Here is a 12185-nt window from a genome sequence, read left to right as displayed (position 1 = left end):
GTCATCAGCGCATACACCTGGTCGATCAGCGAGCGCACCTCGGCGCTGTCGGGGTCACGCGGGCGCGGCAGGTCGATGGCGAGCTGGAAGCGCACGCGCCCCGGGTCGCTCGAGAACACCAGCACCCGGTCCGACATCACCACCGCCTCCTCGATGCCGTGCGACACCACGAGGATCGCCTTGGTCGGCATCGCGCCACTGCCCCACAGCTCGAGAATGTCTTCGCGCAGCCGTTCGCCGGTCAGCACGTCGAGCGCCGAGAACGCCTCGTCCATCAACAGCACGTCGGGCTCCGTCACCAGCGCCCGTGCGATGCCCACCCGTTGCCGCATGCCGCCCGACAGCTCGCGCGGCAACGCGCCTTCGAAGCCGGTGAGGCCGATCAACTCGATGGCGCCTCGCGCCTTCTCGGCCCGCGCCGCCGGCGCCATGCCGCGCGCCTCCAGGCCCAGCTCGATGTTCTGCTGCACGGTCAGCCACGGGAACAGCGCGAACGACTGGAACACCATGCTGATGGCGTGCGCCGGGCCGTACAGCGGCTGGCCGCGGTAGCGCACCTCGCCTGAATCGGCCGGCACCAGGCCCGCCATCACGCGCAGCAGCGTGCTCTTGCCCGAGCCCGACTGGCCGAGCAGCGCCACGATCTCGCCCTCGCGCAGCGTGAAGTCGACCGCGTCGAGCACCGCCCGCGTGCGGCCGTCGGCCGAGCGGAACGACTTGCCGACCTGGCTCAGTTCGATGATGTTCAACCGCGTCTCCCCTAGAAGTGCATCCGGTCTTCGGCCAGCCGATACAGCCGCCGCCAGACGAAGTGGTTCAGGCCCATCACGAACACGCACATCACGCCGATGCCGAGTGCGATGCGCGGAAAGTCTCCCGTGGCCGTCATGTGGGCGATGTAGCTGCCCAGGCCGGACGCTTCGAGTTTCGTGTCGCCCCAGGTCACGTACTCGGCCACGATGCTGGCGTTCCACGAGCCGCCGCTGGCGGTGATGGCCCCGGTGACCACGCTCGGAAATACGGCCGGCAGCAGGTAGCGCTTCCACTTGAGCCAGCCGGTCACGCCCAGGTTTTGCGCCGCATAGCGCAGCTCGGTCGGCACGCTGGAGGCCCCGGCGATCACGTTGAACAGGATGTACCACTGCGTGCCGAGCACGATGAGCGGCGACAACCAGATATCCGGGTTCAGGTGAAAACGGACAATCACGATCACGAAGATGGGGAACAAAAGGTTCGCCGGAAAGGCCGCCAGGAACTGCGCGAGCGGCTGCACTTTCTCGGCGAGCGCGGGCCGCAATCCGATCATCACGCCGAGCGGGACCCAGATCAGCGACGAGATCGCGATCAGGACCGCCACGCGCAGCAACGTGATCAGGCCAAGCACGAGCACGTGGCCAACCTCGTGGAGATCCACTCCGGTGCGCACATAGCTGACCACGCGCCAGACCACATAAAGCGTGACTGCGATGACTACGATGCTCCAGACGATGTCGCCGATACGGGACGGCGCCTTGCGCTTCGTCATGCGCAAATTCGCGCGATCGAACGAGGGCAGCCTTAGCGGGACGCGTGCAGCGGTAGCGAAGACCCAGCCGGCCGGCACGAGCAAGCGGTGAATCAGATGCGTGCGTCGAACCAGGCCGAGCACCCACGACTCCGGCGCAACGCCAGAACTGGTTGTTTCCATGCGGAACTTGTCGGCCCAGGCAACGAGCGGACGAAACAGCAGTTGGTCGTAGCCAAGGATCACGATGGTCATCGTGAGAATGACCCAGCCAACCGCACCCATGTTCTTTTCGGTGATCGCCTGCGCGAGGTATGCGCCTATGCCCGGCAGCGTGATTGTATTGTTGCCGACCGTGATTGCCTCAGAGGCAACCACGAAGAACCAGCCGCCGGACATTGACATCATCATGTTCCAGATGAGGCCCGGCATTGAGAAGGGAACCTCAAGTTTCCAGAACCGTTGCCATGCAGTCAGGTGGAAGCTGCGGGCGACTTCCTCCAGGTCCCGTGGCGTCGTGCGCAACGACTGGTAGAAACTGAACGTCATGTTCCACGCCTGGCTCGTGAAGATGGCGAAGATCGCCGCGCATTCGGCGCCCGCCACGCGTGTTGGGAACAACGCGATGAAGAACGTGACCGTGAACGAGATATAGCCCAGAACAGGAACTGACTGGAGGATGTCCAGGATCGGTACCAGCACCTTTTCTGCACGACGGCTCTTGGCCGCAAGGGTGCCGTAGATAAGCGTGAAGACCAGCGAAGCGATCATGGCGGCGAGCATCCGCAATGTTGTGCGCAGCGCGTATTCAGGCAGGTTCGATGGTGCGAGCGAGATCGCTTGCGTCTTGAGGGTTGCGATCGGCGCCATGGTCTGATGGAAGCCGATGGCGGCCATCGCAATCAGGCAGATGATCAGGGGGAACGCAACGAAGTCCCATCGATTAGGCAAGAGCCGCCAGGCAGACGCATTAGCCGTGCGGTTCAGGTTGAATCCGAAGTCCATATATTCTCCGAACAGCTATGCTTGAAAACATGACGGCGTGCCCTTCGAGATTCGAGCCTTGAATGCCGCCATGCATTGATTCACCGACGCAGATCCACGAACGCATCGGCATGCGACCAAGCCGCGATAAAAACGTGAACTGTAAGCTTTGAATGTTAAGGAACGCGGCTAGGTGAGAAGCGTGCACGCGACGGGTCCGGACATGATTTGTCCGGGTAATTTCGACCGTTCTTTCAGGACGGCCCGACACTACACCAAAGCGTGTTTCAGGCACAACCTCGCAGGGCGTAACTTGTTCATTTTTTCCGGTGGCCTGAGGCTGAAAGCGTCGTCGGTTGTTGATCATGCGCATGTGAACGCCGCAGCGGAGTACCTGAAAGTCAGGTCAGAATTTGCTTGATGCTTGTGCGGATGAAGGTGCCTGTTGGCTGTTTGAAGGCTGATGCGTAGTGGAAGTTTCGTTTCCCTTACGGATGCCTGGGCTCTACTCAGGGCACGATGCGGTCCCATGCCATGTCGATCGAAAAAGTTAGTTATGCTTTTTTATAAAGACTTCATTTCACTCATCCAGGCATAAAAAACCGCGCTGATTCCCACCACAAACAAGCGGTAGAATCCAGCGCGGTGAAGCCAAAATATTCCCTCCAGCGATCAGGCGCTCATGTGCAGATCGCCGTTGACGCCCGCCGGGAAGAAGCCGCCCTGCGTGACTGCAGCACTCGTCAGGTAGACGATGTTCAGGACATTCGGGTAACCGCGGCTGAACGCGAGGCCGTTGGAATCGAGCGGCACGATGTTCGAGCTGCCTGCCGTTGCTCCTGAAATGCCTTGATCGTCGGTACCCACGTTGTCGAGCGAGGCGCGCGCAGCGGAGATTGCATTCGCCGACGCGATGAGACCGAGCGCCGGGTTAGCAATACCTTTCGAATAAAGCACCGTGCGCACAAGTCCGGCGTGATAAGCCTCTGCTGCCAGAATGCCGGCGGCGGCTTCCAGATAGGTCTTGTTCGTGATCAGCGGCGCTGCGCCTTTATAGGCCGTCACGCCTACGTCCTCAAAAATGAAGGCGGCGAGCAAGAAGGTTTCGTCGTTCAGATAGGGGTCGAAGACCGTGCCCGCAGGAACCAGTCCGGCCGCCTGCGCCGCTTTGGAGAACGCCCCGTTCGGATTCTGGTAACCGACGTCGAGAGCCGGCATGGCTACCGCCGACGCACCGAGCGCCGTGCGCAGGAACGTGACGTGTTCGAGTTCGTCTTTCGCAATTTCGTTCGCATAGGCCTGGACCACCGGGTCGGAGAACGTCACTGCATGGCCAGGGATAACCGTTCCCGGCGTGCCCGCGCCACTGACCAGACTAGCTGAGAGGCCCGCGCCGGTAGTCGCATACGCATAGAACGTTGCTTCGAGATATTCGAGGTTGAGGGCGAAGTTGAGTATTTCCGGATCGGTCGGGCCGCTAGTTTGCGCCGATGCGCCCGAGGAGCCGCCACCGCATGCACCAAGGATCGTTCCGCCGATCAGTCCAAGACCGACGCCTCCTGCGCTCCGGAAGAACTGCCTGCGCTTTGCCAGCTTGCCGGCGCGCTGCACGAGTACATCCATGACCTTTGAGTCTTCTGACATGACATCTCCTTGAACCGTTCTGTAAACTAAGCAATACGGCGACTGCGCCCGATGAAATCCAGAGACGGAAAAGCAGCGGACAGCAGACGACGAAGCGCCAGGCGGGCGCCTGTGTCAAACGCGAACTACGAATTACGAATTACGAACTCGTGACGAAGCATGACGCAGAGCAGCAGCGCTGATTCGGCGCCTCTCATGTCACGTACGGGTGGATACGCATGTCGACCGCAATACGGATGCGCGCGCGATCAAAAAGATTTCAAGTGATTACCCGATGGAAGACAGCAAGACTTTTCAGAGGGTCATTTTGACGGGCTGTAAAGACATGATCCGGCATTCAATACCGACGTCCTAATCGCGCCGGGGATTGATACGAAATAGCGCAGGTGCCTATCGAGAAAAAAGGCTCAAACCTGCACCCAGAATGCCGGCCGCGGACACCAGCGCAGCAATACCGCATACAAGCCACAGGTAGACGCCGCGAGGCCGATGCTGCATTGGCAGCGCACTCACGCTGAGCGCAATCAGCAAGCCCACTACCAAGGGCAGCATCAGCGCGTTGACAACTTGTGCGGCGACGTTCAGCGAAATGAGGTTGGGCGCCAGCCACACGATGGTCGCGCTGCCAACAACCGCGGCCACATACACACCATAGAACCATGGCGCACTCCCAGGCCGGTCCTCGAGCGAGCGCTTGTATCCCGCCACTTCACCCAGCCCCCACGCCAGCGACAGCGAGCAGACAATGGCTGCCACCATCGATGCTCCGAGCACACCCACGCTAAACAGAAAACGGCCGACGCGCGGTCCTGCCGCCATTGTGAGGACATCGCTGATTTCACCTACGCTCTGAAAAGCATGCTGCTGACCCTCTCTCGACAGCGTTGCCGCCACCGCGACAAGCACTGCTGCCGTGAGCAATTGCGTGAGAATCGCACCGGCGGCCGTTTCGATCCGGGCTGCGGAATAATCCTGGGCACTGAGTTTTTTATCGGCGACCGCGGCCTGCTGATAGAAGATCATCCACGGGTTGAAGGTCGCGCCAATCAATGCAGCCGCGAGATAACCGTAATGAGGGTTGGAGAGCGGGAGCTGAGTCATCTGCCGGAACATGCCCGGGATGTCCGGATGGGCATGCCAGGCGACCGCGAAGAATGACAGTTCGAAAGCGCCAATGACGATGGCGAACTTGTCCACGCGCTTATGCGAACCGGTGAACACGATCCCCACCAGGAATGCGGCGGCGAGCGGCAACGTGACGGACCGTGCGACGCCGAACATCTCTCCTATGCCGGCGACCCCTGTGAACTCGGTCACCAGTGAGCCGAGGACGGCAACGCCTAACCCGCCTGCCGAGACCCATGCCCATCCAGGACCGAAGTGCGAGCGGACCAGTTCGCCATGACCCTGCCCGGTGAAAATACCCAGCCGCACGGTAAGTTCCTGGACCATATAAAGCAGGGGGATGAGCGCAAGCAGAACCAGCAGTAGCTGCGCTCCCCATTGCGCGCCGCTTTGCGCCGCCGTCACCACGTTGCCGGCGTCGCAATCGGCGAGCATGACGAGCAGGCCCGGTCCCCACAGGGTGAGCCAACGCAGACTGGGTGAAACCTTCGGTTTGAGCAGCGAGGAACCAGTCATGCGTTTTGAAAGATTGCGCAGAGGGTAGGGGATGACCGATTGTATCGAGATTTCGGTTTTCCCAAGTCTGTGCGTCCTTCAGCGATCCGTGCTCGTAACTGAGCTTCTGATACTCGCGACGAATGCCGCGATCGAGGCATCGAGCATGGCGGGACACTGGCGGTGCGGAGAATGTCCGCACGCTGGCAGCTTGACAAGCTGTGCGTGCGGCACGCGCGACGCAATGACGTCGATCTGCGCCATCGTTGCGTACTCGTCGTCATGTCCTTGCACAGCGAGCAGCGGGCACCGGATGGAAGGCAGCAGGTCTGTGATGTTCCAGTGCCTGAATTCGGGATTCAGCCAGATATCGTTCCACCCGTAGAACGCTGAATCCACATCGGCGTGATAACGCGACAACCTGACCCGCAAATCGCCTTGCGTGTATAGAGTGGTGGCCTGCGAGATCGCCTCGACCGACACATCTTCAACGAACACATGCGGCGCAATGGCAATCACGCCAGCCAATGCATCAGGGAAGGCCGCTGCATAAAGCAACGCGATAGAACCACCGTCGCTATGGCCGATGACCCACATCCGGGCACGCTCGGTGCTGTCTATGTCAAGAACGTCGAGCAACGCCGGCAGAACGTCATGAGCCTGCCTTTGCATGAAATCGACCGGCCATTTCACGTCCGCTGCACGGGGAGTCGAGCCGCCATAACCCGGCCGCGAATAGACGAGGCCACGAAAGCCCAGTTGCTCGCATAGCTTCTGCGGCCAGTCCTTCCACATGGAAATGGAGCCGAGTCCTTCATGCAGGAAAACGGCGACAGGCGCATTGGTCTGGTCGGCATTCAACCATTGATACTCGAGACAAAGCGATTCCCGGTCGTCCGTGGCGGGCAGATCGGCCACGCAGATTACAGCGGTGTGTTGGTCTAATCGGTCCATGAATTGAAGCCTGCCAATGAAGGGGAAACGCTCACGCGTCGAGTGCCGGTTCGCGTAGTTTGAACCTCTGGATCTTACCAGTCGCGGTTTTCGGCAGATCGTCAGCGAACAGGATCTCGCGCGGGTATTTGTGAGGCGCCATTCTCGCCTTGACGAACGCCTTGAGTTCCACGGCGAGTTCGTCCGTTGCCGCTACGCCGGGTTTGACCACGACGAACGCACGCGTTTTGACGAGGCCATCGCGCGTAATACCGACAACCGCCGCTTCGAGAACGTCACGGTGCTGCATCAGGACCATCTCGACTTCGACAGGAGACACATACTGGCCGCTTACTTTCAGCATGTCATCGCCGCGGCCTTCGTAGACATGGTTCCCGTCGGGCAATCGACGATATTTATCCCCGCTCCTGAGCCAGTCGCCAAGAAACGTTGCCCGGGATTTCTCGCGGTTGCACCAGTACATGAGCGCGGCGCTTGGGCCCCGAATGTACAGGTCGCCGATTTCGCCATCCGGCACTGGATGGCCATTTTCGTCGCGCAGTTCAACTTCATAACCCGGTACCGCCGTGCCGGTTGTCCCGTACGCGACATGACCCGCCCGATTCGACAAGAAGATGTGCAGCATTTCTGTAGAGCCGATACCGTCGAGAATCTCGCAGCCCGCATGAGCCGCAAAATGCTCGCCGATCTCGCGTGGCAACGCTTCTCCCGCTGAGGTGCACATCCGCAAGCGCATATCGGCGCGCGCCGGCATGGCGGGCGAAGCAAGCATGTTGGCGTAGAGCGTGGGCACGCCGCAGAAAATGGTTGGCTTGTATTGCGTGAGGCGTGCGAAGACGGCCGCCGGCGTGGGCCGCTCGGCCATGAGGACTGCCGTTGCGCCTACCGAAAGAGGGAAGGTCAGCGCGTTGCCCAATCCATAAGCGAAGAACAGCTTGGCTGCGGAAAATACGGTATCGTCTTCACGGATCCCCAGTACTTGCTTCGCATAGAGTTCCGCGGTCCAGTACAGGTTCGCATGCGTATGAACGGCGCCTTTGGGTTTGCCCGTCGACCCCGATGAATATAACCAGAACGCAATTCCATCGGCATTGCTTAAGAAAGGAATGCGCTGGGGTTCTGCATCTGACAACAAGCGCTTGAATATGCGTTCGCCCTGACGACAGTCGTCTTGCGCGTGAGAAACGATCAGCGCGCAGCCTTCGTTGGAGGTATCTGCGAGCGCTTGCGCCACGGTCCTCTGTAGCGTCCCCGACACAATGACCGCGCGCGCCCGGCTATGATCGAGCATGTAGGTGTAGTCCGTCGACGTCAGCAAGGTATTCGCGACAACGGGCACTGCGCCCGCATATAACGCACCAAGGAACGCGACAGGCAGGTCTACGCTGTCGAGCATGACCAGCAGGATGCGCTCTTCGGGATGAATGCCCAGCGCGTTCAGCACCGAAGCAAAGCGGCGCGCCTGATCCGCTAATTCACCATACGTAGTGGATCCGTCATCGTCTATGTACGCAACTTTTTGCGCCCGCGCTTCGTTCAGCGCGAACAGATGCGTCGCGAAGTTGAATTTGACCGGCGGCGCATCGGCGGCCGGCTTTCCGGCGGTCGCGGGCGGCGCAATAGTGGCGTCCATGGTGTCTCCTTCCTGATAATGGGGCGACGCCTATGCGCCGGACGGGTGCCGTGCGCCATGCGTTCAGTTTTGTTCGATGCGCAGATCATCGCAAGCCGGTGACGGGTTGAACGCCGGCCGCTAATCGTTAGCGCTTTACTTCAATTTTCGTATGTGCCGGTCAAGTCCGTGAGCGCTTCGATAGAAGCAGCCGGTCCCTGGATTGCCGCACGGCGATGATAAAAATTCAGGGCGCGAACTCCGCCGAGTTCCTCACCGCCTCCGGCGCGTCCCGGACCGCCATGCAGTGACATTGGCATGACGTTGCCGTGACCTGTCTGACTCTGCGCGACCGAGGGCGAGATGGCATGGACGCGGCCGTGCGTATCGGCGAGTTCCAGCGCAATGCGAGCAAGGCGTGTGTCGTCGTTCGAATACACGGAAGCGACAAGCGAGCCCTGGCCACGCCGCGCGAGTTCAACCGCTTGAGATTCTTCGAGTCGCGAAGCATCGGTCGCGATTTCATAACCGCACAGTGTCGCCACGGGACCGAACACTTCGACATCGTGCACATGTACCGCGCGGCTTGCGTCGTCGATCACGAACAGATGCGGCGCGATACACGCGGCAATAGCCGGATCGGCATCGACGAGCTGAACCTGCGAACCATCGAAGGCCAGGCGCGCTTCTTCGCGCAAAGACGCGATGCCCGCACGAACCGCGTCGTATTGTTCGCGGTTGACAAGCGAACCCATGCGCACGGACTCGTTGCGCGGGTTGCCCACGCTCACGCCTGCGAGCTTGGCGGAGAGCGCGTCGGCCGCTGCGCCCAAGTGCTGCTTCGGCACGAACGCGCGCCGGATAGCCGTGCATTTCTGACCTGACTTGACTGTCATCTCGCGGACGACTTCCTTGATGAACAAGTCGAACGCGGCAGTGCCCGGCGCCGCATCGGCTGCAAGGATGGCACTGTTGAGGCTGTCAGCTTCCACGTTGAGCCGGGCGCCGCGCACGACGAATGCAGGATGGGCGCGCAGCGTCGCGGCGGTCGCGGCGGAGCCGGTGAACGACACAACGTCGAACGTTTCGATCTGGTCGAGCAGGCCCGCCGAACTGCCGCAGATCACCGACAACGCGCCGGCCGGCAGGATGCCGGCATCGACGACATCGGCCACCATGCGTTGCGTCAGCCACGCCGTCGCGGTAGCGGGCTTGACGATGACCGGCACGCCCGAGAGCAGCGCGGGCGCCGCCTTCTCCCACAGGCCCCAGGACGGAAAATTGAACGCGTTGATGAATAGCGCGACGCCACGCGTAGGCGTGAGTAGGTGCTGCGACTTGAAACTCTCATCGCGGCTAAGACTCACGGGCGAGCCGTCACGCAATGCGTGCACGTCGCCCAGTGTGGCGCCCAGTTTCGCGTAATAAGAAAGCGTGAAAATGCCGCCGTCGATATCGACGGCCGAATCGTTCTTCGTCGTTCCCGAATTCGCGAGTGAAATGGCGTAGTAGTCATCGCGTCGTGCTTGCAGAAGCTTCACGACTTCCGAGAGCAGCGCAGCGCGTGCGGTGTAGGTCAAGCCGCGCAATGCCGCGCCGCCGGACGTGCGCGCGTAGTCAAAGGCGGCGCAAAGATCGAGTCCATCGCTGGACACGCGGACTAGCGCTTCTCCGGTGACCGGGTCGGTGAGCGTCGTGCCGTCACCGTTGCCCGCGATCCATTCGCCCGCGACGTAGTTGCTTAATAACTCAGCCATTCAAAGGCCCTTGGTGGTAATTGATTGAGTCGACGCACTTGATCAAGCCGCGTGCGTCGTGAATTCGATAGCTCCCTCGGGCAACAGATAAAGCACGAGCGCGCTGCCGCCGGCCACGGTCGGCCAATGTGCACTGCCTGGCCCGTACACGCGCCAGCCGGCGGCATGGCCATCGAACGTCGCGCCTTCAGTCAGCGGCATGATCAGGTCAATCTCTCCGTTCGGATGCACATGGTGGGGACCGGCGATATTGTTCATCTGCACGACATCGACGGAAAAGCCGTGGGTATCGGGCAGGGCTTTGAAGATGCGTCCGTAACGAATCCCGCCGCCCTCGCGGTCGGCAAGCCAGCCTTCCTGCACGCCAGTGCGGCACGCGCTCGCGAGTTCGGTATATCCAGTGCTGCCTGCCGCATACTCGGCGTTCAACCACGCTTCAAGCTCTGCATCGAGCGGCCGGGACGCGATCCTCGCCGTCACTCGCGCAATAAGACCCTGGAACTCGTTGGGGGACATGCGTATCTCCGTCGCGCCAAAGCGCTGTTCGCCGCTGGCCGTGCCGATCTTCGCGACAACCCGCGGCGACAGGCCAGCTTCTGCGCACTGGGTGCATTAAACTTAGCTTGCAACACAGTGCGTGTCAAGCACTATAGTACATATAAATTACTCATTGAGAGCCGTGGATATGAAGCAAACCGCCGTTTTACAACCCATTGAAGGCGGGGATTCGGCTGCTGACGTCGAAAAAGGACGCGAGGGCCGCGATCCTTTCCTGGTCGGGATGGGTGAGCGTGTTCGGTTGATGCGCGCGCGACGCGGGCTGACGAGAAAAGCGTTGGCGAAAGAGGCTGACGTGTCGGAGCGCTATCTGGCGAACCTGGAATCAGGTGTCGGCAATGCTTCCGTGCTGTTTCTCCGGCAGCTCATGAAAGCATTAAACTGCACCTTGGCAGAAATCGTGGGGGATGAAACCACGCTGACGCCTGACTGGCTGCGCATCCGGGAGTTATTGAGCGGCCGCGATCACGACACGCTCAAGCGCGCCCGGATCGCACTGGAGGAGATGCTTGCCACGGCGCCGCAGGACCCTCACCGGCTGGAAAGAATTGCGCTGATCGGCTTGCGCGGCGCGGGTAAATCGACGCTCGGCCGCATGCTTGCCGACGAACTGAAAGTGCCGTTCGTCGAGATCAACCGCGTGATCGCTCAATTGGCCGGCTGTCCGCCGTCGGAGATCCACGCGCTATATGGAGCAACGGCTTACCGTCGATACGAGCATCGAGCGCTGGAGGCGGTGATCCAGGAGCATCCGCGTGCGGTGATTGCGTCGCCGGGTGGCCTGGTGTCCGAACCGGCGACCCTGAACGCGTTGCTGACGCACTGTTTTACCGTATGGCTCCAGGCTACGCCTGAGGACCACATGCGTCGTGTGGTGGCCCAGGGAGATTTCCGGCCAATGTCAGGCAACAAGGAATCCATGGATGACCTGAAGCGCATCCTGGCCGGTCGCAGCGAGCTGTACGGCCGCGCCGACATGACCTTTGATACCAGCGGAAAGTCGCTGGCGGAATGCTATTTATCGCTGCGGGACAGGTTGGCGGCGCGAATTGCATCTGAGTAGCAAGGGTCCGAACTCCGCACTAACCCGATAAGAGCATTAAAATGCTTGATGTCAAACATGAGATGCACTATCGTACACATATCCTATCCAGTGTACGAAGGAGACATCCATGGCAGTCGCGCAATCAGCAGAGCAGGCAGGCGTCAACGGCACGGCCTCCGCAGGCCCATTGGCCGCCACCGCAGTACTAACCGAGACCGTCGCGGCGCCGGCCGGCCAGCGCGTCGATTACCGCACGGAGCCGGCTCGTTACAAACACTGGTCGCTGACGTTCGACGGCGCCGTGGCGACGCTGGGCATCAACATTGCCGAAGACGGTGGTATTCGCGACGGCTACAAGCTGAAACTCAACTCGTACGATCTGGGTGTCGATATCGAATTGCACGACGCTTTACAGCGTGTGCGTTTCGAGCATCCGGAAGTGCGCACGGTGGTGGTGACGAGCCTCAAGGACCGTGTGTTCTGCTCGGGCGCCAACATTTTCATGCT

9 protein-coding genes and 1 pseudogene are annotated in these 12185 nt (G+C 60.8%); 2 read left to right on the top strand and 8 right to left on the bottom strand.

The genetic code is table 11. The features are described from left to right. The 8 genes from JWR14_RS28395 to JWR14_RS28360 form a co-directional block, all read right to left on the bottom strand. Positions 1-743: ABC transporter ATP-binding protein (locus tag JWR14_RS28395; protein WP_299715599.1), on the bottom strand; the 743-nt coding region annotated here is incomplete at its 3' end. A gap of 17 nt (positions 744-760) precedes the next feature. Continuing rightward, positions 761-2509, bottom strand: coding sequence for an ABC transporter permease subunit (locus JWR14_RS28390; protein ID WP_299715595.1), 1749 nt, complete (start codon positions 2507-2509; stop codon positions 761-763). 651 nt (positions 2510-3160) lie between these two features. Continuing rightward, positions 3161-4132, bottom strand: a complete 972-nt coding sequence (locus tag JWR14_RS28385) for a ferritin-like domain-containing protein (RefSeq protein WP_299715592.1) — start codon at positions 4130-4132, stop codon at positions 3161-3163. A gap of 390 nt (positions 4133-4522) precedes the next feature. After that, on the bottom strand, positions 4523-5773 hold the full coding sequence (locus JWR14_RS28380; RefSeq protein WP_299715589.1) for a divalent metal cation transporter: 1251 nt from the start codon (positions 5771-5773) through the stop codon (positions 4523-4525). Positions 5774-5851: 78 nt separating this feature from the next. Continuing rightward, positions 5852-6706, bottom strand: a complete 855-nt coding sequence (locus tag JWR14_RS28375; RefSeq protein ID WP_299715586.1) for an alpha/beta hydrolase — start codon at positions 6704-6706, stop codon at positions 5852-5854. A 31-nt stretch (positions 6707-6737) separates the two neighbouring features. Next, positions 6738-8339 carry a benzoate-CoA ligase family protein gene (locus tag JWR14_RS28370; protein ID WP_299715583.1) on the bottom strand — a complete coding sequence of 534 codons (1602 nt, stop codon included), beginning with the start codon at positions 8337-8339 and terminating at the stop codon, positions 6738-6740. Between the two features lie 140 nt (positions 8340-8479). Continuing rightward, positions 8480-10075 (bottom strand): 3,4-dehydroadipyl-CoA semialdehyde dehydrogenase, encoded by a 1596-nt coding sequence (locus JWR14_RS28365; protein WP_299715581.1) that lies wholly within the window; start codon positions 10073-10075, stop codon positions 8480-8482. Positions 10076-10117: 42 nt separating this feature from the next. Then, positions 10118-10591: a DUF4863 family protein gene (locus JWR14_RS28360; protein ID WP_299715578.1), complete on the bottom strand. Its 474-nt coding sequence runs from the start codon at positions 10589-10591 to the stop codon at positions 10118-10120. 169 nt (positions 10592-10760) lie between these two features. Between JWR14_RS28360 and JWR14_RS28355 the strand changes: the two genes are divergently transcribed. Continuing rightward, on the top strand, positions 10761-11696 hold the full coding sequence (locus JWR14_RS28355; protein WP_299715575.1) for a helix-turn-helix transcriptional regulator: 936 nt from the start codon (positions 10761-10763) through the stop codon (positions 11694-11696). A gap of 109 nt (positions 11697-11805) precedes the next feature. Beyond that, positions 11806-12185, top strand: a pseudogene (locus JWR14_RS28350) (benzoyl-CoA-dihydrodiol lyase); the annotation flags it as partial.

Origin of the sequence: Caballeronia sp. (assembly GCF_028292365.1) — a bacterium.
In the GTDB taxonomy this organism is placed as follows: Bacteria; Pseudomonadota; Gammaproteobacteria; order Burkholderiales; family Burkholderiaceae; genus Caballeronia.
This window is presented reverse-complemented; position numbering and strand designations above follow the sequence as displayed.